This is a genomic window from Halopenitus salinus, from assembly GCF_055397165.1.
Genome location: NZ_AP043853.1, coordinates 1,008,096 through 1,032,223, shown reverse-complemented (window position 1 = coordinate 1,032,223; position 24,128 = coordinate 1,008,096). Strand labels below are relative to the sequence as shown.

Annotated in this window: 23 protein-coding genes; 16 read left to right on the top strand and 7 right to left on the bottom strand. The window is 65.4% G+C overall.

Features of this window, described 5'->3' with window-relative positions; genetic code table 11:
* Positions 1-51 precede the first annotated feature (51 nt).
* The 4 genes from ACZ5YD_RS06940 (at position 52) to ACZ5YD_RS06925 (ending at position 3,958) form a co-directional block, all read left to right on the top strand.
* Positions 52-345, top strand: a complete 294-nt coding sequence (locus ACZ5YD_RS06940; protein WP_379738759.1) for a DUF7385 family protein — start codon at positions 52-54, stop codon at positions 343-345.
* Positions 346-349: 4 nt separating this feature from the next.
* On the top strand, positions 350-1,087 hold the full coding sequence (locus tag ACZ5YD_RS06935; protein ID WP_379738757.1) for a cob(I)yrinic acid a,c-diamide adenosyltransferase: 738 nt from the start codon (positions 350-352) through the stop codon (positions 1,085-1,087).
* Between the two features lie 6 nt (positions 1,088-1,093).
* The gene (locus ACZ5YD_RS06930; RefSeq protein WP_379738754.1) at positions 1,094-2,818 is read left to right on the top strand and encodes a cobyric acid synthase; all 1,725 of its coding nucleotides are present in this window, start codon (positions 1,094-1,096) and stop codon (positions 2,816-2,818) included.
* Positions 2,819-2,899: 81 nt separating this feature from the next.
* On the top strand, positions 2,900-3,958 hold the full coding sequence (locus tag ACZ5YD_RS06925) for a glycosyltransferase family 4 protein (RefSeq protein WP_379738751.1): 1,059 nt from the start codon (positions 2,900-2,902) through the stop codon (positions 3,956-3,958).
* 151 nt (positions 3,959-4,109) lie between these two features.
* Here the strand turns inward: ACZ5YD_RS06925 and ACZ5YD_RS06920 are convergent, their stop codons facing one another.
* The gene (locus tag ACZ5YD_RS06920; protein WP_379738748.1) at positions 4,110-4,730 is read right to left on the bottom strand and encodes a halocyanin domain-containing protein; all 621 of its coding nucleotides are present in this window, start codon (positions 4,728-4,730) and stop codon (positions 4,110-4,112) included.
* A 245-nt stretch (positions 4,731-4,975) separates the two neighbouring features.
* Here ACZ5YD_RS06920 and ACZ5YD_RS06915 point away from each other — a divergent pair, with 245 nt between their 5' ends.
* The 3 genes from ACZ5YD_RS06915 (at position 4,976) to ACZ5YD_RS06905 (ending at position 7,262) form a co-directional block, all read left to right on the top strand.
* On the top strand, positions 4,976-5,233 hold the full coding sequence (locus ACZ5YD_RS06915) for an MTH865 family protein (protein WP_379738745.1): 258 nt from the start codon (positions 4,976-4,978) through the stop codon (positions 5,231-5,233).
* Between the two features lie 95 nt (positions 5,234-5,328).
* Entirely contained in the window at positions 5,329-5,967 is a 639-nt protein-coding gene (locus tag ACZ5YD_RS06910; protein ID WP_379738742.1) for a J domain-containing protein, read from the top strand.
* A 194-nt stretch (positions 5,968-6,161) separates the two neighbouring features.
* Positions 6,162-7,262 (top strand): thiamine pyrophosphate-dependent dehydrogenase E1 component subunit alpha, encoded by a 1,101-nt coding sequence (locus ACZ5YD_RS06905; RefSeq protein ID WP_379738739.1) that lies wholly within the window; start codon positions 6,162-6,164, stop codon positions 7,260-7,262.
* Positions 7,263-7,303: 41 nt separating this feature from the next.
* On the opposite strand, the gene ACZ5YD_RS06900 is transcribed toward ACZ5YD_RS06905, so the two are convergent.
* The 3 genes from ACZ5YD_RS06900 to ACZ5YD_RS06890 all read right to left on the bottom strand — a co-directional run bounded on the left by ACZ5YD_RS06900 (position 7,304) and on the right by ACZ5YD_RS06890 (position 12,330).
* Positions 7,304-8,596: an NAD(P)/FAD-dependent oxidoreductase gene (locus tag ACZ5YD_RS06900; protein WP_379738735.1), complete on the bottom strand. Its 1,293-nt coding sequence runs from the start codon at positions 8,594-8,596 to the stop codon at positions 7,304-7,306.
* 104 nt (positions 8,597-8,700) lie between these two features.
* Positions 8,701-9,690, bottom strand: a complete 990-nt coding sequence (artA, locus tag ACZ5YD_RS06895; protein ID WP_379738732.1) for an archaeosortase A — start codon at positions 9,688-9,690, stop codon at positions 8,701-8,703.
* A 60-nt stretch (positions 9,691-9,750) separates the two neighbouring features.
* Complete coding sequence (locus tag ACZ5YD_RS06890) at positions 9,751-12,330, bottom strand: BGTF surface domain-containing protein (protein ID WP_379738729.1); 2,580 nt, start codon at positions 12,328-12,330, stop codon at positions 9,751-9,753.
* Positions 12,331-13,736: 1,406 nt separating this feature from the next.
* On the opposite strand from ACZ5YD_RS06890, the gene ACZ5YD_RS06885 reads away from it, so the two are divergent.
* A complete protein-coding gene (locus tag ACZ5YD_RS06885) occupies positions 13,737-15,179 on the top strand; it encodes an MATE family efflux transporter (protein ID WP_379738726.1) in 1,443 nt (480 codons plus the stop codon).
* 29 nt (positions 15,180-15,208) lie between these two features.
* On the opposite strand, the gene ACZ5YD_RS06880 is transcribed toward ACZ5YD_RS06885, so the two are convergent.
* Together ACZ5YD_RS06880 and ACZ5YD_RS06875 are read right to left on the bottom strand one after the other, a co-directional pair.
* Complete coding sequence (locus ACZ5YD_RS06880) at positions 15,209-15,688, bottom strand: TIGR04206 family protein (RefSeq protein WP_379738723.1); 480 nt, start codon at positions 15,686-15,688, stop codon at positions 15,209-15,211.
* A 7-nt stretch (positions 15,689-15,695) separates the two neighbouring features.
* Positions 15,696-16,805, bottom strand: coding sequence for an OBG GTPase family GTP-binding protein (locus tag ACZ5YD_RS06875; RefSeq protein ID WP_379738720.1), 1,110 nt, complete (start codon positions 16,803-16,805; stop codon positions 15,696-15,698).
* Positions 16,806-16,957: 152 nt separating this feature from the next.
* On the opposite strand from ACZ5YD_RS06875, the gene ACZ5YD_RS06870 reads away from it, so the two are divergent.
* Positions 16,958-17,158, top strand: coding sequence for a VNG_1110C family protein (locus tag ACZ5YD_RS06870; RefSeq protein WP_379738717.1), 201 nt, complete (start codon positions 16,958-16,960; stop codon positions 17,156-17,158).
* A 129-nt stretch (positions 17,159-17,287) separates the two neighbouring features.
* On the opposite strand, the gene ACZ5YD_RS06865 is transcribed toward ACZ5YD_RS06870, so the two are convergent.
* Positions 17,288-17,707 (bottom strand): hypothetical protein, encoded by a 420-nt coding sequence (locus ACZ5YD_RS06865; RefSeq protein WP_379738714.1) that lies wholly within the window; start codon positions 17,705-17,707, stop codon positions 17,288-17,290.
* A gap of 260 nt (positions 17,708-17,967) precedes the next feature.
* Between ACZ5YD_RS06865 and coxB the strand changes: the two genes are divergently transcribed.
* From coxB to ACZ5YD_RS06830, 7 genes are all read left to right on the top strand, one after another.
* A complete protein-coding gene (gene coxB / locus ACZ5YD_RS06860) occupies positions 17,968-18,762 on the top strand; it encodes a cytochrome c oxidase subunit II (RefSeq protein ID WP_379738711.1) in 795 nt (264 codons plus the stop codon).
* Positions 18,762-21,260, top strand: coding sequence for a cbb3-type cytochrome c oxidase subunit I (locus tag ACZ5YD_RS06855; protein ID WP_379738709.1), 2,499 nt, complete (start codon positions 18,762-18,764; stop codon positions 21,258-21,260). The genes coxB and ACZ5YD_RS06855 overlap by 1 nt, the downstream gene beginning before the upstream one ends.
* 151 nt (positions 21,261-21,411) lie before the next feature.
* Positions 21,412-21,555, top strand: a complete 144-nt coding sequence (locus ACZ5YD_RS06850) for a hypothetical protein (protein WP_379738707.1) — start codon at positions 21,412-21,414, stop codon at positions 21,553-21,555.
* Positions 21,556-21,591: 36 nt separating this feature from the next.
* Positions 21,592-21,864, top strand: coding sequence for a cytochrome C oxidase subunit IV family protein (locus tag ACZ5YD_RS06845; RefSeq protein WP_379738705.1), 273 nt, complete (start codon positions 21,592-21,594; stop codon positions 21,862-21,864).
* 120 nt (positions 21,865-21,984) lie between these two features.
* Positions 21,985-22,386 (top strand): universal stress protein, encoded by a 402-nt coding sequence (locus ACZ5YD_RS06840; protein ID WP_379738703.1) that lies wholly within the window; start codon positions 21,985-21,987, stop codon positions 22,384-22,386.
* 45 nt (positions 22,387-22,431) lie between these two features.
* Positions 22,432-23,187 (top strand): GNAT family N-acetyltransferase, encoded by a 756-nt coding sequence (locus tag ACZ5YD_RS06835; RefSeq protein ID WP_379738701.1) that lies wholly within the window; start codon positions 22,432-22,434, stop codon positions 23,185-23,187.
* Positions 23,188-23,360: 173 nt separating this feature from the next.
* Positions 23,361-24,053 carry an HD domain-containing protein gene (locus ACZ5YD_RS06830; protein WP_379738699.1) on the top strand — a complete coding sequence of 231 codons (693 nt, stop codon included), beginning with the start codon at positions 23,361-23,363 and terminating at the stop codon, positions 24,051-24,053.
* The last annotated feature ends 75 nt before the right edge of the window (positions 24,054-24,128 follow it).

Here is a 24,128-nt window from a genome sequence, read left to right as displayed (position 1 = left end):
CACGCTCCATCCGGGGTAACATTCAGGTAGCACTGCCCGAAACACGTTGGCATGAGCGAGGAGACGATCGACGACGACATCGATGACGTCACCGGCGGACTCACCGACCAGGACCTCAGACAGCTCACCGACGGGCTGGTCAAACACAGCTCCGGTGGCGGGACGACGGTCTACAAGAACGCCGCCGGGGTCGGGTGTCCGAACCCCGACTGCGACCGCGGCATCTTCCGGACGCTGTTCGTCAGCGACAGCGACTGGCAGGAGCTCGGCGCGACCCGCGAGGGGATCGATCTCTGTCTCACCTCGACGGGGGACAAACGACTCGTGTTCATCCACGAGGAGTGAAGCCGTGGACGACTCCGACGGCGGGGACGGCGAGCCGGATAGCTCCGCCCGCGAGGAGGGTGACCGTCGGGACCGGGCCCGAACCCACGGCACGCCCGGCGCCGGCATCACCCCCGAGGACCGCGAGATCGTCGCCGACGCCCCCGAGGAGTTCGGGCTCGTCCAGGTCTGGTGGGGCGACGGCAAGGGCAAGACGACCGCGGCGCTCGGGATGGGGATGCGCGCGGCCGGCCACGGCTATCGGGTCCACCTCCTGCAGTTCATGAAGGGCGGCGCGGACTCCGTCGCGCCGGTCCGCGGCGAGTACAACGCGATCGCCGCGCTTCCGGGAATGACCTACGAGAACACGGGCCACTACGGTTGGCACGGCTTCCGAGACGGTTCGGACGACGACGATCACGCGGCCAAGGCGCGCGCCGGGCTCGACCGCGCCGGCGAGCTGATCGAGGCCGCCGGGGACGCGGACCTCGCGTCGCCCCTCCTCCTCGACGGCGATCCGGAGGCCGGCGTCCACATGCTCGTCCTCGACGAGATCCTGTACGCGGTCGATCGCGGGCTGCTCGATCCGGACGACGTCCTCGCGTTGATCGAGGACAAGCCCGCCGATCTGGAGCTCGTGTTGACGGGAAGCCACGAGGAACCCGAATACCTCGCCGACGCCGCGGACCTCATCACCCGAGTCGAAAAGTCGAAACACCCGATCGACGCCGGCCAGCGGGCGCGTCAGGGGACCGAGTTCTGAGACGCCATGGCGGAGTCCACGCCGACGATCCTGGTCGCGGGGACCGCGAGCCACGTCGGAAAGAGCACGGTCGCCGCCGGCCTGTGTCGGCTGCTCGCCGACCGCGGGCTCGAGGTGGCTCCGTTCAAAGCCCAGAACATGTCGAACAACGCCCGGGCGGTCCCGATCGCTGACGATGCCGGAGGGCATGCGGACGTTGACGATCACGATGACGCCGGGACCCCCGGCTCCGGAACGGCCGGCGATGCCGGAAACGCCGATACCGGCCGCGACGCGTTCGGCGAGATAGGCGTCTCGCAGTACGTCCAGGCGCGTGCCGCCCGCGTTCCCCCGACGACCGACCACAATCCCGTCCTGCTCAAACCCCGCGGGAACGGCGAGTCGCAGCTCGTGATCGATGGCGAGGCGATCGACCACTTCCCCGCCCGCGAGTACTACGACGAACGCTGGAGCGACGCCCGCGGGGCGGCGATCGCGGCACACCGACGGTTGTCCGCCGACGCGGACGTCGTGGTCGCGGAGGGTGCCGGCTCCATCGCGGAGATCAACCTCCACGACCGCGATCTGGCGAACGTCGAGACGGCGCGGTTCGCCGACGCGGAGGTCGTCCTCGTCGCGGACATCGAGCGCGGCGGCGTCTTCGCCTCCCTCGTCGGAACGCTCGAGCTGCTTCCGGACGACCTCGAAGCGCAGGTCGCCGGAGCGGTCATCACCAAGTTCCGCGGCGACCCGTCGCTCCTCGAGTCCGGGATCGACGCGTTCGTCGATCGGACCGGCGTCCCGGTCCTCGGCGTGATCCCACACGAGGACCCGGGGCTGCCGGCCGAGGATAGCGTCGACCTTCCCGCGGCCGATTCGGCGGCCGGCGAGGCCGCGATCCGCGGAGGAGACGACGGCGTTCCCGCGGACCGCGCGGTCACGGTCGCCGTTCCCAGGTTGCCCCGGATCTCCAACTTCACCGACCTGGAACCCCTCGCCGCCGAGCCCGGGGTTCGGGTCGCGTACCTTCCCGTGCCGGATCGCGGGGCGAACGGTGATGGAAACGGCGCCCCGCCGCGGCTCCGTGAGTCCCTTCGGGAGGCGGACGCGGTCGTGATACCCGGCACCAAGAACACCGTCGACGACCTGCTCACGCTGCGCCGATCGGGATTCGAATCGGCGCTTTCGGCCTTCGAGGGGCCGATCGTCGGCCTGTGTGGCGGCTATCAGATCCTCGGTGAACGGATTCGGAACGCCGGGATCGAGGGAACCGAAGGAGAATCGATCGTCGAGGGGCTCGGTCTGCTTCCGGTCGAGACGACGTTCTCAAAGAGAAAGCGGGTCGTCTCGACGGAGCTGACGCTTCGCGGATCGGGCCCGCTCTCGGGCGCGGACGGCTCGGTGCGGGGCTATGAGATCCACATGGGCGAGACCCGATCCCTCGAGGACGTCGACCGGGAGCGGTCGATCCGATTTCCGTTCGCCCGCGGTGAATCCGGTGGCGATGGCTCCCCCGATCGCGCGTCGCTCGGCGTCTCCGTCGGTGATTCCGCGGGAGTCCTCGGGACCTACCTCCACGGGCTCTTCGAGAACCGCGCGGCTCGCTCGGCGTTCGTTCGGAACGTCCGATCGGCGTCCGGGCGGGCGCCGTCCGGACCGAGGGGCGAACCGGCTCCCCGATCCCCGTACGACGCCGCCGCGGATCTGCTCCGCGAACACGTCAACCTCCAGGGCCTTCCCCTTCCCGAGTGAGCCGGCGGGCCGGCGGCGACCCGTTCTCGTCCTGCTCGGAATCGCGTGGATTTTTAACGGACGGCGGCGACGCGTTCAGACATGCGCGTCGCGTTCGTCTCGCTTTTCACTCCGCATCACGGCGAGACGCCGGCGCGGTCGCGGACCCACCGCATCGCTCGACAGCTCGCCGACCGCGGTCACGAGGTCCGCTGGCTGTGCGCCCAGTGGTGGGGCGGCGATCACGACTCCTTCGAGGACGAGGGGATCGGCTACCGGCGGGTGGTCGCCGACCCGGACCCGGCGCGGTTCGCGGCCCGTCTCCCGGCCGCGCTTCGGCGGGCCTCCCCCGACGTGGTCCACGCGACCAACAGCCCGCCGGGCGGCGCCCTCGCCGCGACGGCGACGCGGCTTTTCCACCGCGCTCCGGTGCTCGTCGACTGGTGGCGCGATCACCCCGCCGATTCCCCGATCTCCTACCGGCTTCTCGCCCGCGGCGCCGACGGAATCGTCGTTCCCTCCGAGACCGCCAGAACCCGTCTGCTCGAGTACGGAACCGACGCCGAGGCGACCACGATCATCCCCGAGAGCATCGACTTCGGGCTCGTGGAGTCGGCCGACGTCGACGACCGGTTCGACGTCGTCTACTCGCGCCGGCTCGATCGCGACGCGAACGTCGAGTCGTTCCTGCTCGCGCTCGCCGAGCTTCGAACCCGCGAGTGGCGCGCAGCCGTGATCGGGGACGGACCGGAACGGCGCGCCGCCGAGGAGACCGCCTCGGACCTCCGGATCGACGACCGGGTAACGTTCCTCGGCGAGACGCCGATCGACGAGCGCGTGTCGGTGTTCAAGGGTGCTCACGTCGCCGTTCAGACCGCGACCCGGGAGGCGTTCGCGAGCGACCTCCTGTGGGCGCTCGCGTGCGGTTGTGTCGGGCTCGTCGAGTACCAGGCCGGCTCGAGCGCTCACGAGATCGCGGAGGCGCGCGAGCGCGCCCGTCTCGTCACGAGTCCCCAGGAGATCGCCGACGCGTTCCTCGAGGCCGGCTCGATGTCGAGACGCGCCGTCGACGACCGGTTCGAGTCCTACGACCGCCGGCCGATCCTGGAACGGTACCTCGAGCGCTACCGCTCGCTGCTCGATGCACGCGGCAAGCTTTGAGCGGGATGTGGGACGTCTCGGTTCATGTCGATCCACTAGCGCCCGGACCTGATCGAGGAGATGTCACGGCGATCCGGACCTGATCGAGGAGACGTCACGGCGATCCGAGCGCCCGCGCGTCGGCGCGATCGAGGGGATCGAGACGATCCCGCTACTCGTCGCGGTTCGACCCGCCGTAGCGGATGAAGAAGAACGCGATCCCGAGCGTCGCGACCATCGCGATGAACGTGGCGACGCTGAGCGCCTTGGCCGCCTCCGGCACGAAGACGACCCCCGTGGCGGCGTCGTCTCCGCCGGTGTCCTCGGTTTCGATGTCCTCGCCGATGGCGAGACCGCCGTGCATGCCGACCTGCGAGTGGGGGCCACACTGGTAGTGGGTGATGCCGGCGTCCTCCTCGGACGTCTCGTACTCGAAGGTGAACCCCTCCTCGGCCGTGATCTGGCTTTCGAACTCGGCGGGTCCCTCGACCGTCTCGACGTTGTGGTCGCCGCCGTTGCCCGTCCACTCCCAGATCACGGTCGTTCCGGGGTCGATCCACACCATCGTCGGGTCGAAGGCCAACCCGTCGCCGGCACCAACCGAGATCGTCACCTCGTCCTGCCCGCGGGCGTCCGTGTAGCTCCCGACGTTCGCGCCCTCGACCGCCGACGGCCAGACCGGCGCTTCCTGTGCGGCCGCGGTCCCGCTCGCCCCGGCAGCGACGCCCGCCGCCGCGGTGGTTCCGCCCGCGGTCCGAAGAAACGCCCGTCTGGAGACGTCCTCTGTGCTCATGCCCGGCGATTGGTGATGCCCCGTAGTGAATACTTTGGTTCGCGTTCGATGGACGGGGACGACATCGCGTGCGGTACCTCCGTGACCGGACTTCCACCGGTGTGGACGGATCTCCGATCGGTGTTGGTGGACCTCCGATCGGGGTGGGTGGATCTCCGATCGGTGCTGGAGCCGATCACCGCGGCCGGCCGTCGCCTCGAACGGGGTTTCACAACCCTTTTTGTCCGTCTGGCGGTGGAGTCTGTATGACCGACGTCGAATCCGAGCTTCGCGCGCAGTTCACCGAGGCGTTTCGGGACGCCGAGTTCCCGGTCGAGACACAGATGGACCTGCTGCCGGCGCTGCCGGACGGGCCGTCGACGACCTTCGAGGCGGGCGACGTGCGCTTTTCGGCGATGGAGCTCGCGGCGAAGCTCGGCGACGAACAGGACTTCCCCTACGAGTCGCTCGATGAACTCGTCGATGACGTCATGGCGGCGCTCGAGGCGAACGACATGCTCTGAGCGAGTTCCGAGCCACGTCATCCGCCGGTGCGTGTTCGAACCGGCTGGTGGGGGCCCGACGAGGGGTTCTTGAGGATCCACGTCCAAGGTGGCGTGTGGTCGTAGACGTCCTCTCGGTCCTCCCCGTCTGGCTGCTCGTCGGGATCACGCTGGGGTTCGCCGCGGCGATTCTCGTCGTGGCGACGTTCTATCTCGGCGATCGCCTCTTTCCGGAGGCCGTCGCCGCGAACTCGGTCGGCGAGTCGGGGGATTCCCGGCGTCGCGTGGAGATCCGCGAGTATCTGTCGGCGATCGACGAGCGCTTCCTCGAGGACTACTCGATCGCCGGCTCCACCGTCGCCTTCTACCTTCCGGAGCGGGAGGTCGCCATCACCTTCGACGCACACCTCCACTTCCGGCTCGAGAACGCCGGGACGCGATCGGTCCTCTGTGAACACGAGATGCCGGGACGCGGGCTCGGCAGGCGGCTTCCCTTCGAGGTTTCGGATCCGACGTTCGGCGCTTCCTCGGTCGAGGACCCGATCGCGGCGGCCTTCGAGGAGCTCGGACTTCCCCGCTCGGCGGACGACGAGGCGGTCGAACACGCCTACCGCGACCGGATCAAGGAGGCCCACCCCGACCACGGCGGCGACGAGGAGTCGTTCCGCCGGGTTCGGGAGGCCTACGCGACCGTTCGCGACCACCGCGGTTCGGACGGCGACTCCCCGACCGTTCGCGATCGTGGCACGGCGTAGTCCAACCGGATCGGACCAGGCCAGATCGGACCAGATCGGATCAGACCGGACCAGACCGGATCGGATCGGACCGGACCGAACTCCCGGCTGTGGATTCGTCGAACTTCGAACCACCGATACACCCTTTTGCATGCGGACGATCCATCGACGTATGCAGAGTCGGACGGTACCATCCACCGAGGAGGCGTGCGATCGTGAGTGATCCGCTCGCGGAGACCGACGTGCGTCGCGTTCTCGACGCCGACGGTCGACCGTTGCCCGACGCGGAGATCCCGGACCTCTCGGACGAGCGTCTCGTCTCCATCTACCGGGACATGCGGATCACGCGCCGCTTCGACGAGCGCGCGGTGAGCCTCCAACGGCAGGGTCGGATCGGGACCTATGCGCCCTGTGCCGGCCAGGAGGGGTCGGCGGTGGGATCGACGCACGCGCTCGCGGACCGCGATCTGATAAGCTACCAGTACCGTGAACACGGCTCCATCGTCGCCAGGGACCTCCTCGCCGAGTACCTCCCCTACTGGATGGGCCACGAGTCCGGCACGGCGGCCATTCTCGAGGGGAACGTCTACCCGCTTCAGATCGGCGTCGGAGCACATCTCCCACACGCCGTCGGCGCCGCGTGGGCCTTCGAGTACCGCGGGGACGACCGGATCGTCGCCTGCCACTTCGGCGACGGCGCCACCTCAGAGGGCGACTTCCACGAGGCGCTCAACGTCGCCGGCGTCTTCGATCTCCCGGTCGTCTTCTGTTGTCACAACAACGGGTGGGCGATCTCCGTTCCCCGGTCGCGCCAGACCGCGACAGACACCTTCGCCGAGAAGGCGAGCGCCTACGGCTTCGAGGGAGTCCGCGTCGACGGCATGGACCCGCTCGCGAGCTACGCCGTCACGCGCGAGGTCGCGGAACGCGCTCGCGATCCGGACGCCTCCGCCCGCCCGACGCTCGTCGAGTTCGTGGAGTACCGCTACGGCGCACACACGACCGCCGACGACCCGACGGTCTATCGCGACGACGAGGAGCTCGAACGCTGGCGATCCATCGACCCCATCGACCGCATGGAGACGTTCCTCCGCGAGACCGGCCGGATCGACGACGAGGGCGTCGAGACCGTCGCCGCCGAGGCGGAAGCCATCGTCAAGGAGGCCGTCGAGGCGAGCGCGGACCTGGAGGCAGATCCCGGCGAGATGTTCGATCACGTCTACGCGGAACGGCCCGCGGAACTGGATCGGCAACGCGAGGAGCTGTTGGAGCTGATCGAGACGCACGGCCGCGAGGCGTTCGGCTACGAGGAGTGAGGCCGGTTCCGGTCCCCGAGCCCGTCGCGCCGATCGCCTTCCTACAGGTGCCGGACCACGAGTTCGCTCGCCCGCCTTCCGCTTTCGACCGCCCCCTGCAGCGAGGACCACCGCGTGTAGTCCCCGGCGAGCACGACGGGACCCTCCGGATCGTCCGGATCGGGTAGACCCTCGCGGAATCCGGGGGGTTGTGCGAACTGTGCGAACGGCGTCCTGTCCGTCGCGATCGGCCGTAGCCCATCGGCCGATCGTTCCGGATACCACGAGGCGAGCGCCTCCCGCGTCTCCGTCGCGAGCGCCTCGTCCTCGAGTTCGAACGCGCCGTCGTCGACGAAGGTCGCCACCAGCAGGGTTCTCCCGTCGTCCGGCACGTAGCTCGAGGCAACCTCGCCCATCGGGACCACGACGTTCGGACGCTGCGACCCGGCGTTCAACAGGATCCGCCGTCCGAGTTCGAGACGCCGACCGGGAGGCAGGGTGTACCACTGCGTGATGCATCCGACCCCTTCGGTCGGGATCGATTCGACGCCCGTGAGTCGCCGCGACTCGGGCGGCGTCGTCGCGACGACCGCGGCGCTCGCCGTCTCCACCGTCCCGTTGGAGCAGATCACCTCCACGTCGCCGTCCGCCATGGTGTCGATCCGGGCGACCTCCGTCCCGGTCCGGATCTCGCCGCCCGCGGCCGACACGCGGTCCGCCAGCTGGCTCGGAATCGCGCCCATTCCCGCCGCCGGGACCGCGATCCGACCGCGGCTCATCGCGCGGAACGTGTACTCGAAGACGTGCTTGGAGCTCGAGAGCGATCGATCGAGGGTGATCCCGCCGTAGAACGGCTCGACGAACCGGTCGACGTACCGCTTCGAGAAGCCCCGCTCGCGGAGGTACGTCCGGATCGTCGCGTCCGTGCCCGCGAAGAACTCGGACTCCGAGCGGCCGGTCAGCTCCCGTCTGAGCGCGAGCGTTCGGAGCTTGTCGCGAAACGGGATCTCGGGATCTAACACGGATCCGAGCGCCGCGATCGGGTCCCGAAACGGGTCCGCGAGTGTCGATCGCGACCCTGGGCGACAGATCACCGCCCCCGGCGAGAAGGGACGGAGGTCGAGCGCGTCCAGGTCGAGTTCCGCGCGCAGCGCCGGATACGCCTCGAAGAGCACCTGGAACCCGCGGTCGACCGTGAACCCGTCGACGTCCCTACTCTCGACGCGCCCGCCCACCGCGTCCTCGCGTTCGAACACCGTCACGTCGACGCCGGCTTCCGCGAGCCGCGCGGCCGTGGTCAGCCCCGCGACGCCGGCGCCGATGACGATGACGTCTCCGTTCTCGGTCGCGTCCATGCACGTGGTTCGTAGTCGACCCACAAAAGCGTCCGCGGGATGCTATCCGATCGCCGAGATCGGATCCGAAGCGTTCTCGACGTCACGAATCCGGTTCTCGTCCGTCACCGGGTTCGGTTCGTCGGCTCCCTCGGGAGGTCCAACGCGGCGAGCAGGTCGTGTTCCTCCCCGGTCAACACGTACAGGACGTCCTCTAAGACGACCACGAGCTCCGGAATCTGTCGCGCGACCAGATAGGTGATCGCGACGAGCGCGACGACGGCAAGTAGCTGGCTAATTATCCGATCGGAGACGAGAAACGAGACGCGATAGGGATCGCTCGCGCCGAACATCGCCAACACCAGCTCGGGCTGCCAGTGCATGTACTGGTTGCCCGTGACGACGGTGATGAACGTCGTCCGCGCGATGTTCAACACGTAGATGAGCGGGATCGAGACCGCGAGCCCGCGGATCTTCCGTTCGATCGGGGCGTCGACGGCCGCGATGAGTCCCGCGAAGATCGCCATGCTGCCGATCCCCGTACACGCGAGGACGACCGAGACCAGCACGACGTGTTCCTCCGGGCCGTACACCCACCGGAACGTCGAGAGGTATCCCTGGGAGTTCTCGATCAGCGCCGGCGAGTAACCCAGAAGCGACATCGCCGTCGCGGTCTGGGACGCCACGATCTCGATGAGGACTCGCTTCGGCTCCGGGATCGTGACTCCGCCGACGGACACGGCGGGGATCGTCTCGAAGGGGAGGTAGATGATCAACATCGCCGCCACCGCCCGGGTCAACACGAACAGGGACTCGCGGCCCCGATACAGGAGGTATCCGGCGTAGACGCAGGCGGGCACCGCGACGAGCGAGAGGGCGCTCTCGACGTAACTGAGGTGCTCGAGGGCGAAGTACGGGACCATCGTCAACCAGAAGGCGCCGAAGAGGACCCACGTGCCGGCCGCCAGCGACCGGCCCTCCTCGCGTCCGTACCGATCGAGTACCGCGGCGACGACGAAAAGCGCCGCCACGATCCACGCGAACGTGAACGTGTCCGGAAGCGAGGCGAGCACCGAAAGCGTCTGCGGCGTCGACTCGCCGATCACGCCGATCATGTCCGGATCACGGTTGCGCGATGTAAAGCGTTTGTCGTTGTGGACGACGCTCGCCTCCGTTCACATGGTTCGCCCGCGGTAGATCCCCACGAAGAAGAGCAGAATCACGAGCATCGACAGGAGGATCTCCGGGTCGATCCGTCCGCGAACCGCCTCGGTTCCGGCGGCGATCGGGCCCGTCGGATCGGCTCCCACGTTCGGGGTCGTGCCCGGATCGGTCGTCGTCGATCGCTCCCGCGACCCCTCGGAGCCGGATCCTCCGGGTATCGGTTCGGCCGTCGTCTCCTGCTCGATGCCGAGGATCGTCCCCGGTACGCTCGCTCGTTCCTTCCGGATTCCGGCGCGTCTCACGTGTACCCGGTAGCGATCGCCGGGCGACCCCGTCGAGAGGTCGACCTCGGCAGACCAGGATCCGTCGCCGGCGACCACTCCGTCCGAAGCCACCCGTTCGAGGGTCGCTTCGGTTCGGCTCTCCGGTCGTACGTCGACGGTTATCGGGGTCCCGGGCGCGATCGAGGTCTCGCCCTCGAAGGTCCGGTCGGACGTCGGCGCCGCGTCGTAGGGGTCCTCACGGAACTCGACGTCCCGCTCGACGACGCTGAACGTGGTCGTCGCGGATCGTCGATCGATCGCGAAGGCCGGAGTCGAGGTTTCTCCCGTCCCGTATTCGGTCCCGGAACCGATCCCCGTCTCGGCCCGCTTCGAGGCCGTTCGCATCGCGCCCGCGGGTCGCTCGAACCGTTCGTTTCCGCGGCCCAAACTGCCTCCGGGTCTGGCGACCCCGCCGATCGTTCCCGGAACGACCATCGTCTCCTCGCCCGACGATCGGGCGTCGGGGACACGGACGTCCAGCCGGAACGTCGTCGAGTCGGTCGGATCGACGCTCGTACCGTCCTCGAAGGCGAACCGAGCCGTGTCCACGAGGAGGTACACGCGATCGCGATCCCCGGCCGTGGCGACCGAGACCCCGTCCGATTCGATGTCGACGGTGCGACGGTCACCTCGTGTGCCCGCACTCGTCGGCGTTTCCCCGATGTCCAGCTCCACCGCGGCGCGGGAGCCGTCCCCACCGGAGGACTTCCCTCCCACTCCCGCTCCGGACCAGCCCGGGTCGGTCGCCGTTCGGAGGCGTTTCGTCGCGTTTCTCGTTCCGCGTTCGCGTCCGGCGAGCGCCAGCAGCCCGGAGAGGCCGGTCGCCCGCACCTCGAGAATTGCGACGTCCCCGTGGGCGATCCGGTCGCGGCGTGTGACGGTCCCGTCCCTGGAGCCCGCGGCCATCGCTACCGCCGGATCGTCGGCTTCACGGATCGCCTTTGCGGTCCGTCTCGATGTGGTCCAGGTCGTGGCTTCGGCGTTCCCCCGTGGTTCGATCACGAGCACTCCCACGTCGCCGGGGTTCCGCTCCGCGGTTTCCGGGTGGGGCGCCGTCGAGGCGACGAGCGAATACTCGCCGGTCCCGATCCGTCCGATCGGTCCCGTCTGGTCGCGTTCCGGATCGAAGCCGATCGACGCGCCCGCCTCGAGCGAGGCCGCGTCGAGTTCGACGACCGGGCCGGCCGTCGTTCCCGCCGTGTAGGTGTTGAAAAGCACCGTTATCGACTCCGCCTCGCCGAAGGTCTCGACGTGGATCGCCGCCCCGTACTCCATCGCGGAGTCGTTTCCGATCAGCAACGCGCCGCCCGCCGCGACGTCGTCCCGGTTCACGGTGATCGGAGCGACGTCGCCGCGCCCGACCGTGAGGATCGGCTCCGCGAGTGCGACGTCGCCATCCCCGACGTATCCGCGAACCGGAGGCGGGACCGTCTCGTTCGGTTCGGGTACTGGTTCCGCTCCCATCGCGCTGCCGCTTCCGAGCGTTCCGCCGCCTCCACCCGAGGTGGATCCTCCGCCACCGGAGGTCGATCCCGTACTCGAACCGGAGTCGAGATCCTCGGTCCCGTCGGTCACGGTCTCGGTTTCAGTATCGTCTCCCGATTCCGTGGGCTCCTGGGTAGTGACGGAGTCCTCCTCCTTGTCCCCCTCCTCTTCGGTTTCGGTGTCCTCGACGATCTCCCCCTCGGACTCGTTCTCCGTGATCGTAAGAGAGCCCTTCGCGACGTCGTCCGTGAACGACTCGGTCACGGTGATCGGGTGGGTACCGACGTCGAGGGTCGACAGGTTCTCCCCGTTCAGATCGAAGCTGAAGCTCGACGACTCGCCCGCATCGAGTCCCGGTCGGTCCGACCGCTTCGTCCGGACCGACCCGTTTGCGACGTCGAGAGCCAGATCGTACGTCTCCGTCGCGTTCGCGCCGCCTTCGTTGGTCACGGTCCCGGCGATCGTCGGCGTGTCCGTGGATCCGGACTCGTAGCTCACCGTCTCGTTGTCCAGCCGAACGCGGTTTTCCGGCGGTTCGACGATCTCGACCGTCCCGTGTTCGGAATCGTGATCCCCGCGAACGGTGACCGAGAGGTCCTCCCCGGGAGACTCGTCGATCGTGTCGTAGGATAGCGTCACCGCCGCCGTCTCGTCCGGTTCGACCGTCACCGACTGCGTGTCAACGACGCTTCCGTTGACGATCAGCTCGAGAGTATCGGTGTAGGTAGTCGATCCGGTGTTTGTTTCGTTTATTTGAATGTCCAGTTTGTCTGTATCTTCCACACCTGGAATTGTTGTATTTAGTTTTATCCCTTGAATCTCATATGAGGTTGGTAATATTTGTGTATCATTTACCAGATCAACAGATTGACTTAAATTATCCTTTCCACTCGCTGCGTATATTTCATGTCTTGTTTGTGGTATTAAATCAACCACATCCTTATCCAGAATATAGTCTGCTGAACTATTCACTCCCCCAATCGAAAAATGAGTTTTAGTACCATCTTGAGCTGGGCTGAGGTTATAGTCCTGGTCTGCTGTGTTATCCAATTCACTATCAACCGCAATTGATATTTGTTGAGTGACATCCTCCCCGTGATGTAATGTGACGTTAACTTTTTGTTCAGATTTTGTTCGATCTAGTGCAGAAGTAGCATCAATTGTTTTGATACGCTTATCAACAATGTCAAACTCATCACTTTCAATAGAATTCGCTAAATCACCATCTGGTGCCGTGTTTTCGCCATTAAGATCTGGACTCTGATATGAGGGGTCTGACTGAAACTCCGCACTAATATCGTATGTTATATTTGATCTTCGGCTTCCTTGTTGCGAATCAATACCTGTCGTATTGAATGTGAAATCAAACCCATCTGAATCACTATATTCATTCGGCGGATCTGTAAGTTCAAATACTAAACTTAGTACGTCGTCCCCTTCGTGATTTATATCCCATTCTCCAGTATATTTCACATCTCCCTTCGAATTATCGAAGTTATACACTTCAACCTGTTTAACAGTTGAATTTTGGAGATCAACCCCATCTTCAGTTAAACTTGTTATATTATAATAAACACGAACATACTTCTCGTCTGAATTTCCTAATTTTATTTTAGTTAGCCCATATGATTGTTTTGTACTATCCTTTATCTTAACGTTACCAACACTATCTGAGTTTGCAACTTCGGCAGACGTTTGTCCCGTTGTATTTTCAATAATCCCACCCGGAGATATACATGCAATAACCACGAGCACGATCACGCCGACGGTTCGAACCGCGTATCGAACTGAAATTTCGTCTCTCTTCATATGTCTGTGAACTCTACCAGAGAAGCAGCAATACGGCCACACGGTCCGCAGACCACGACTACGAACCCTCCGCGACTACGTATTCCACATCACCGACTGAGTTCGACTCAATGTCGTCTGAGAATGGTAATGTATTTGTTTTCATCTTCAGTTTTTACCAATATTGACCCGTGACTATTCGATCGAATGTCAAAATACAATATAATCTCGTAAACTTGTCTGTCGTCTTTGGATTTTCATATCGCTCTCTCGCTCCCACGGACCGCCGACGCCGCTCCCGTGGTACTCGCTTTCCGTTTGGAGTGATTCGTCCCGATCCGGAGGCGACTGCCGCGTGGCGAAACGTCTTAGGTAACTCCGTGAAATGACCGACACCTCCAGTGACCCGCTTTCCGAACCCCGTCCGGCTCGCCATCCTCTGGATCGGACTCGGCCTCGCCCGGGCGGGGGTGATCGATCGCGAGCGGGCGATCCGGACCACGGATCTCGCCTGGCCGCGGGTCCTCACGGGGATCGCCCGGATGTCGAAGAACGCGGTCGACGTCGCCATGGTCGGCGTCGCGATCGGGTCGGCGGCGATCGCGGGCGTCGGGTTCGCGGGACCCTTCTGGGGTGTCGCCTTCGCGACCGGCGGCGGAGTCGCCGGCGGGACGATCGCGCTCGTCTCCCAGCGATACGGCGCTGACGCCGGCGAGCAACTCGGGCTCGCGGTGCGGTCGAGCACCCTCCTCGTCGTGCTGGTCAGCCTCCCGATCGTCGCGTTGTTCTTCTCGTTTCCCGAGGAGCTGATCTCGCTGCTCTCCAGCGACGACCGTGCCATCGCCTACGGCGCCGCATACCTCGAGATCGTCGGATTCGGGGTCCCCTTCGCCGGGCTCAACCTCGTCGGCAGCCGCGTCCTCGTCGGCGCCGACGACGCCTACTCCGCAATGCAGCTCCGCGGGGGCGGCGCGGTCGCAAACGTCGTGATCAACGCGGTACTCATCTTCGGGCTCGGCCTCGGCGTGGTCGGTGCGGCGCTCGGGACGGTCCTTTCGAACGTCATCGTCACCGCGGCGTTCGCGGCCGGACTCTCCCGCGGATCGCTACCCATCGTCGGGGCATTTCCGGTTCGGATCGATCCGCGTGGGACCTACCTGGACCGGGAAACGATCGTCGACCTCCTCGAGATCGGGATCCCTGTCGGCGCGCGCAACCTGGTGTGGACCGCCGCCGAGTTCCCGATGCTCGCCATCCTCGACGTCTTCGGGCAGGACGTCGTCGCCGCGTTCGTCATCACCCGGCGCATCTGGGGTCTCATGAACACGCCGGGATGGGGGTTCGGGCTCGCCTCATCGAGCCTCGTCGGACAGGAGCTCGGGACCGGCGAGGAGGACGAGGCCGAGCGGTACGGCCGTGAGATCGTCCGGTTCGCGGTGGCGACCTACGTGGTCTCCGCCGTCATCGTTTTCACCTTCGCCGAGCCGATCGTCGGACTGTTCGTCGATGACCCCGGTGATCCCGCGATCCCGATCGCCGTTCGGTTCGTCTACGCGGCCTGTCTCGCCATCGTGTTGAAGGGTGTCGCGGGCGCCGCGGCCGGAGTTCTGGACGCCAGCGGGGATACGACGGTCCCGTTCGTCAGCCAGGTTCTCGGAATGTTCTGTCTCGCCATTCCGTTGGCCTACCTCGGCGCGGTGACGCCGCTCGGATTGTGGGGCGTCTATCTGGCCTTCCTCGCGGAGACGACGGTCCCGGCGGCGATCAACTACTGGCGGTTCCAAAGCGGCGCGTGGAAGACGGTCAGTCGGGGCTATCGTCCCGACACGCCGAAATCCGGGTGACGGGTGGATATGGATCGTCGACTTCCACCCTATCGTCCGAGGAGGCCGCGAAGGTCGCTCCCGTACAGGGCGACTGCGGCCCCCCACGTGAGGACGGCTCCGACGGGGAGGAGCACCGTCGACGACCCGCCGAATCCCCCGGTGCGCGTCGCGATCCCGAACGTGACCGAAAACGACGCGAGCCCGGCGAGGACCAGGAGGCCGCCCGTGACACGTCGATCCTCCCTGTCGATCGTCGCTCCGAGCGTCGCGCTCGCGAGCGCGAGCACGTGGAAGCCCAGCCCCACCGGCCAGGCCCGGATCGAGGCCGGCAACGCCTCGAATCCGATCGGATGCTCCGCGAGGTACCTCCAGATCGGATAGACGTGGACGCCGCCGGGTCCCGTCGACCCCAGATCGACGAGCCCCCAGACCATCACCAACGCGTAGTCGCCGTCGGCACCCGAGACCGTCACCGGGATCGCAAACAGCGCGGCGACGGCCCCCACCGCGATCCACCGCCGCGTCATGTCGCGTTCATCGACGGGTGATGATCCGGAGGACGTCCTCGTCCGCGAGTTCGTGGTCGCGTCCGACCTGCTGTTCGTCGTGTTTCGCGCTCGGCCCCGACACGCGCGCGAACTTGAACCGTTCGTCGATGTCCCCGCCCAGCTTTTTGCACGCGTCGCCGACCGTCTCGCCCGAAAAGAGGATCAACGGCTCCTCGTAGTCGACGCCGCGACCGGGTTTGTCCATGTAGACGCGAACGAGCCCGAGTTCCTCCCAGACCCGCTCTTTGAGCCCGTCAAGTCCGCGCTCCTCCTCCGCGGAGATGAACGTCACCTCCTCGGGATCCAGTCCATGATCGCGGAGCTGTTCGTGTACCGTCGGCACGTACTCCTTGTCGATGAGGTCGGCCTTGTTCACCGTCACGATGGAGGGGAGGTACTCGCGGTTGTCCATGATCCCGTCGATCAGTTCGTCGATCGTCAGGTCGTGCGGGATCGTCACGGCGGCGTTCACGTAGCCGTGTTCCCTGAGGACGCTTTTGATCGTCGTCTCGTCGAGGTCGACGTCGTCGCCGGTCGTCACCCGGATCCCGTCTTTGTGCGTCTTCCGGATGGAGATGTTCGGCGGATCGGTATCGAGGCGGATCTTGTTCGCGTACAGCTCGCGTTTCAGCCGTTCGTACTGGTCGATCTCGAAGACGGAGAGCATGAAACAGACGAGGTCCGCGGTCCGAACGACCGAGAGGACCTCCTTGCCGCCGCCGCGTCCCCCCGCGGCGCCCTCGATCAGCCCGGGGACGTCGAGGATCTGGACGTTCGCGCCCCGGTACTGTAACATGCCGGGATTGACGTCGAGCGTCGTGAACTCGTAGGACCCCGTTTCGCTGTCGGCGTTGGTGAGGGCGTTGATGAGGGTCGATTTGCCGACGCTCGGAAAGCCGACGAGCGCGACGGTCGCATCCCCGTGCTTCTCGACGGCGTATCCGTGGCCGCCGCCGGCGGAGGACTGGTTCTCCAGCTTCTCCTTTTTTTCCGCCAGCTTGGCCTTGAGACGACCGATGTGCTCCTCGGTCGATTTGTTGTAGGGTGTTTCGGCGATCTCCTCGCGGAGATCCTCGATCTCCTCTTCGAGTCCCATCACCGGACACTCCGCCGTTCAGTTCGTTAAACCTGTTCTTTCACCCCCGTCGGCGACTCCGTGACCGTCGGCGTTACCGTCCCGACGACCGCTGGTGGCCCAGGCGTTTTCGTCACGGTTATACGCCACCTGTTTCACGTTCCGAACGTCGAATGCCGGATCCGGCTCGCCTCCGAGACAGCACGCAGATCGTGGTTCCCTGCCGGGTCCTCGATGAGATCCGGGACCGACTCGAGGCCGAATACACCGTCACGGTCTTCGAGGCCGACGGCCGGTGTCGGATCATCGGCAGTCCGATCGAGATCAAGGCCGTCAGCGACTTTCTGACCCGACACGGAATCACCGTCGCGTAGGCGGCTGACTGACACGGTTCCGTGGGGAACGTGAGCACGCAGCAAAAGATGTGACACGGCAAAAAACGACGTGTGCGCCCCCGACGAAAGCGGCGAACGGGAACTCCCCGTAGCGACGATCGCTTCCTCTCAGCCGGCGATTCCGACGACGAGCTGGAGTGCGATGACGAGCATCAGCACCATCCCGAGCGCGATCGATCCGGCGGCGACGCCCTGTGCGTTTCCGAGTCCTCGATCCCGCGTCGCCGAGTAGGCGCCCAGGAAGACGAAGGCGCCGATCAGCAGCCCTACGAGTCCGTAGACTGCGTTGAGGAGCGTCCCCGGAACGCCCTCGGGCAGGCCGAAGTTCCCGAACGAAAGGACCACCAGGACGCCGATGCCGACCGCGATGACGATGAACGTGATCGTCCAGACGACCGGCGTCCGAACGAGCGATCCGAGCCTCGAGGCGAGTCGATCGTATCGGTCCCCCTCCTCGGCGGTGAGCGACGAGCGTTTCCGTGCGAGCCGCCCCACGGCGATGAACGTGGCGAGTACGAGCAGACCCATCAGCGTGGTGCTTAAAAGCGTTGGCGAGACCATGGCTGTCTTAGTGTTCCTCGTTACATCGATGGTCCGGACGTGTGTACAAATAGGCTTCGTATGTCGTCGGTTCGTTTCCGATCCTCGTAGCGTGTCCTCGACATCCGGATCCATCGTCGACCTACGAACGGATCCATCGTCGACCTACGAACGGCCCTTCGACGACGACGCTACAAAAGAGATAAGTGCGGCATCACCAACTGATCCACAAGGGCCGACACAAGAACATGACAGCGTCAGTATTTATACTAGCATCCGTGTTACTACAGGGCGACGGCATCCGGGCCCAGGCCGCGATCTTCGACGAGATCTTCCTCGTCTTCCTCGGACTCGGCACGCTCGTCGGGATCGTCGTCGTCACGTACACGCTTTTGAACGCGTACAAGTATCGCGACGACGGGAGCGAACCCAAGGAGAGCTTCGATCCTCCGGTTCTCGGCGAACTTCCGACCGGCAAGGGTGGTCCGAAGGCGAAGAAGCTCTTCCTCTCGTTCGGAATCAGCGCGATCATCGTCATTAGCCTCGTCGTCTACGCCTACGGTCTGCTCCTCGTCGTGGAGGAGGGACCGGACGGCGCCGGCGTCGAAACCGACATGGAGGTCGAGGTCGTCGGCTACCAGTTCGGCTGGGAGTTCCAGTATCCGAACGGCGTCACGACCCAGAACACGATGTACGTTCCCCAGGACTCGGCGATCGAGTTACGGGTGACCTCGCGGGACGTCTGGCACAACTTCGGGGTCCCGGAGTTACGCATCAAAACCGACTCCATCCCCGGGGATTACTCCGAGACGTGGTTCACGACCGATGACGGACTCTCGCCCGGTGAGGAGCGGACCTACGAGATCAAGTGTTACGAACTCTGCGGGTCCGGCCACTCGTTCATGAACGGCGAGATCGTCGTCATGCACGAGGACGACTACCAGGAGTGGTACGACACGCAGGAGGCCGAACTCGAGAACGAATCCGACGGGTCCCAAAACGCCATGAACACACACGACGCGCGCTTGGAGGCTGAGGCGTAATGTCCGAACTGCCACCGAAGACGTCCGTTCGCCGCTGGCTCGTGACGACGAACCACAAGGACGTCGGGATACTCTATACGGTCACGTCGATGTTCTTCCTGGTTTTCGGCGGAATGCTCGCCCTCCTCATCCGGCTCCAGATGTGGGAACCCGGCGCTCAGGTGCTCTCCGGGATCGCCTACAACGAGGCCGTCACGACCCACGGACTGGTGATGGTCTTCTGGTTCCTCTCGCCGTTCGGGTTCGGCTTCGCGAACTACTTCGTCCCACTCCAGATCGGCGCTGACGACCTCGCGTTCCCACGGTTGAACGCCCTCTCCTACTGGATGTACGCGCTCTCGGGACTCCTGTTGGGGGTGAGCTACTTCCAGGGCGGCACCCTCAGCACGGGTTGGACGATGTACGCCCCGCTCAACGTGCCGATGTACACCCCGAGCCTCGGGTCGACGGGGGCCATCCTCGCGCTCGCGATGTTCGTCATCGGCATCACCGCCTCGACGGTGAACTTCCTCACGACCATCCATCATTCCCGTGCGGAGGGCATGGGGCTGATGGACATGCCGCTTTTCACCTGGTCGATCCTCGCGACCGTCTACATGATGCTGTTCGCGTTCGCGGCGCTGCTGGCGGTCGCGCTCATCCTGTTGTCGGACCGCATCCTCGGGAGCCTCTACTTCTCGGCCACCGAGGGCGGCGCGTTGCTTTGGGGACACCTCTTCTGGTTCTTCGGCCACCCCGAGGTGTACATCGTCTTCTTCCCGGCGCTCGGCGTCATGTTGGAGCTGTTCCAGTCGTTCTCCGGAAACCGCCTCGTCGGCCGCAAGTGGGTCATCATCGCCATCTGTCTCATCTCCATCCAGTCGTTCCTCGTCTGGACCCACCACATGTTCCTCACGACGATCAACCTGGAGGTCAAGACGCTGATGATGGCGACGTCGATCGGCATCTCGTTGCCGTTCGACCTCCTCGTCTTCTCGCTCATCTACACGCTGATCAAGGGGCGCATCAGGTTCACGACCCCGTTCCTGTTCGCGTTCGGCGCCCTGTTGCTGTTCATCCTCGGCGGCATTACGGGCGTCTTCCTCGGGGCGATCGTGCTCGATTACGAGTTCCGCGGGACCTACTGGGTCGTCGCCCACTTCCATTACGTGATGTTCGGCGGCGCGACCGCCCTGTTCGGCGGGGCCTACTACTGGTTCCCGAAGATGACCGGGAAGATGTACGACGAGTTCCTCGGGAAGGTCCACTTCGTGATCTTCTTCATCGGATTCAACGCGGTGTACTTCTCGATGTTCCTCGCGTGGGAGACGCCGCGGCGGGTCTTCGATTACGACCCGGCCTACCAGAGCATGCACCAGTTCGGCACGATCGGCGCGTTCGTGCTCGGACTGTCCTTCTTCATCATGTTCTACAACTTCGCGAAGTCCTACGTCTCCGGTCCGGACGCGCCGGACAACCCGTGGGAGTACACGCGGACCGCGGAGTGGGCGGTCTCCTCGCCGCCGCCGCTGGAGAACTGGGGCGGGCGGCCGTCCTACGCCTCCGGAAAGCTCGAGTTCGTCTCCGAGGCGCTCACCACGACCGACGACGGCCACGGCGAGCCGGCCGCTGCGACCGACGGGGGTCACGGAACCGCTCACGGCGACGACCACATCGAGAGCTATCCCTACTGGGATAAACACGCGAGCCACGCCAGCATCTGGCCGTTCGCGCTCTCGCTTGCGACCGGGATCTTCTTCTTCGGTCTCTCGGGAGTCCGTTCGTCGATCGGCGTCTCGGCCGGCGACACCCTGTTTGCGACCGCCGTCTCGGTCTCCAATCCGATCTACCCGGTCTTCACCGTCCTCGGCGTGCTGGGAGTCGTCTGGTCCGCGGTGCGGTGGGGACTCGAGGACTTCTACGCGCCGCCGATGGAGATCGCCGAGCGGTGGCCCTTCGAGGGCGTCGAGAAGGTCAAACTCGGCATGTGGTTCTTCCTGGCCTCGGACGTCATCGTCTTCGGGGCGTTCATCTCCGCGGCCGTCTTCATCCGCGTGGCCGCGGGCTGGTACACCTGGGAGCCGCTCACCGACTCGCTGCCGGGGCTCATCAACACGTTCGTGCTGTTGACCTCCTCGTTCACGGTCATCCTCGCGCTCGTGTACGCGCGCAGACGGAGTCGCGGCGGGTTGCTCGCCAGCCTCGGCGCGACCATGCTGCTCGGGTTCACGTTCCTGTCGATCAAGCTCTGGGAGTGGCACCACGAGATCTACGACGTCGGCGTCACGCTGACCCAGAACTCCCACGGCGACCCGGTGCAGGCGACCATCTACTACGTTACCACCGGTCTTCACGGACTCCACGTCGTGATCGGGCTGTTGATCGCCGGGTTCCTACTCGTGCGCGCCTGGAACGGCGCCTACCAGGAGGACTCCCGTCCGATCGAGTACTTCGGCCTCTACTGGCACTTCGTCGACATCGTCTGGGTCATCCTCTTCCCCCTCTTCTACCTCTTCTAAGGGGTCGCGGCTTCCTTCGGGCCGGCCCGGCCGGTCCGCGTTTTGGATGCGTCGTGTGCTTCGTCGCCGGCGTCGCTCGATGATCGGCCTCGATCGATAGCCGGCGTCGATCGATACGCGGATATTTACGTCCCGATCGCCGACTGATCGCATGGCCACCGACCTCCTCACCGACCCGCGGCTGTGGAGCGGCATCTTCTGGACGCTCGTCGGCGTGGGGTTTTGGATCGCCGGACCGATCGTCGGGTACCTCCTGTGGAAGCGATGGCGGGGACCCGACGAGGAGGATGGGTAAATCTTTAAGCACGCACATCCAGGTTTCGCGTGAACAATGGCGTCGGATTCGATCAAGCTCTATGCGCTCATTTACGTCGCACTCGTGGGGTTGGCGACCTCGAAGTTCGTCTTCTTCGAGTTCGATCAGTTCTTCACCTACGAGCAGGCGTTCGTCGGGACGATGGGCGCCGCGGTGTTGAAGTCCGCCCTCATCGTCGGCTACTACCAACACCTCAAGTGGGAGAACCGATCGCTGACCTATCTGATGGTGACCGCCCTCGCGTTCGCCCTGTTGTTGATGGCGGCCGCAACCTACTCGATCACGTAATCGGGTCCGACCACGCAGTCGCCCTCGATCGTCCGGGTGGCGCGATCCCGTAGTCGAGGCCGTTCCCCGTCCGCGGGGATCGGGGAAACCTCCAAATTCCCCCCTTGCGTACCCGTGTTCATGTACCACGTGTTGCTTGCAGTCGACGACGACGAGCGGCGGAGCACCCGGCTCGCGAACGCGGTCGCGGAACTTCCCGACGCCGACGAGAACGTGTTCGTCTCCGTGTTTCACTGTTTCGTCGACAACCCGGCCGGGGTCTCCGCCCCGCAGGTCGGCGGCATTCGGCGCGTGATCGACGCCCTGGAGGAGGCCGGCGTCGACCACGAGGTGCTCGAGGCCAGCGGCGATCCGGCCGAGTCGATACTCCGTGCGGCGGACGACGAGGACGTGGACGTGATCTACGTCGCCGGTCGGAGCCGCTCGCCCGCCGGCAAGGCCCTCTTCGGCAGCGTCGCACAGTCGGTCATCCTCGGGGCGGACCGTCCGGTGACGATCGTCGGCCGGGCCGGCGGCGAGTGAACCGCCGGGGAGGTTATTTGTAAGTGGAGTGTGAACACACCTCACATGGAGATCCGAGAGGCAACCACGGACGACCTGGAGGCGATACGATCGGTCGCGCGCGCGTCGCTTTCGGCCTCGTATGGACACGCCGTCTCCGAGGAGGGGATCGCCGAGCTGGTCGATCGGTGGTATGACCCCTCGGAGGTGACCGCCGACCTCTCTTCCGGGAGAACGGTGTGTCCCGTGGCCGTCGAGTCGGGCGAGATCGTCGGCTTCGCCGAGAGCTACGTCATCGACCGGGACGAACGCGTCGGGGAGATCGACTGGCTGCACGTCCATCCCGACCACCGCGGCTCGGGATTCGGCGGCCGGCTGCTCGCCTACGTCGAGGACCGCCTGCGCGAGCGCGACGTCGACCGCATCGAGGGACGAGTCCTCGCGACGAACGAGTCGGGCACCCGGTTCTACGAGGACGAGGGGTACGATCGGACGGACGAATCGGAGATAACCGTCGAACGCGAGACGTTCGACGAGCTGGTCTACACGAAGCGGATCGCCGAGGACTCCGAGGCGGAGACCTCGCGCGTCTACACGGACGACTCGGGCGACTCCGTCCACGTCGACCTCTCGGAGAGCGAACGGGGCGCACGGGGGCCGTTCTACCTCGCGTACGCCGACCCCGACCACGGGGAGCGGTACGGCTACGTCTGCGGCAACTGTGAGAGCCTCGACGTCGTCGTCGACACGATGGACCGCCTGGAGTGTAACGCCTGCGGCAACCGGAGCAAACCCACGAGGTGGGACGCCGCGTACCTGTGATCTGAACGTCACGTCGCCGTGACTTCGCGGCTCGCCGCTCCACGAGGCTCGCGGCGGTCGATCCGGGTTTTCACTCCGCCTGTCGTAACGCCTAAGAACGAAACGACCGTGGGTTCCGGCAATGAACCACGGAATTCGCGGACGTCGCGTCACTCGAGCCGGGAGGTGGGAGCGTGGGCGTTGAGATCAAGGGAACCCGCGTCTCGGAGGCGGACTTCGAGGACATGCGGTCGTTCGTTCACGATTACCTCGCCGCGAGCGTCGAAAGCGAGGACGACGGCGGCCGGATGCGGTGGTACCCCTGGCACTCGGCGGAATATCGGTTCAACCACATCCTGAACGTCGCGGACATCGCGGCGCGGATCGCCCGCGAGGAGGGCGCCGACCGGGACGTCGTCCGGGTCGCGGCGCTGTTTCACGACGTCGCCAAACTCGAGGTCGACCAGGACGTCCACGCCGAGGAGGGCGCGCGGATCGCCCGCGAGTACCTCGAGACGCGCGGCGAGTATCCGGACTCGTTCGTCGCCGAGGTGGCCCAGGCCGTCGAGGCCCACTCCTACCAGGGCGATCTCGAGAACGTCTCCCTCGAGACGCAGTGTCTGATCGAGGCGGACCTCCTCGACAAGGTCGGCGCGAACGGGACCGCGCTGATGTTGCTGCGGATGGGTTACGAGGCGCGGACCCACATGGACGCGGCGAAGATGGTCGATCGGGTCCTCGAGCGCAGCCGGGATCACGTCGATCGCATCCGCTCGGAGACCGGGGAGTCGATCGCCCACCAGCGGATCAAACGCGTCCGTTGGTTCCGCGAGTGGCTCGAGGCGGAGGTCGCGGAGATGGACCGCGAGGGCGTCACGGACCGGTAGCGCTCGCCCCGGGTCGCGTTGGCGTCGGCGCTCCGCCCCGGAGTAGCCCCGGCGCGCGGCCGCTTCGGTCGCTTT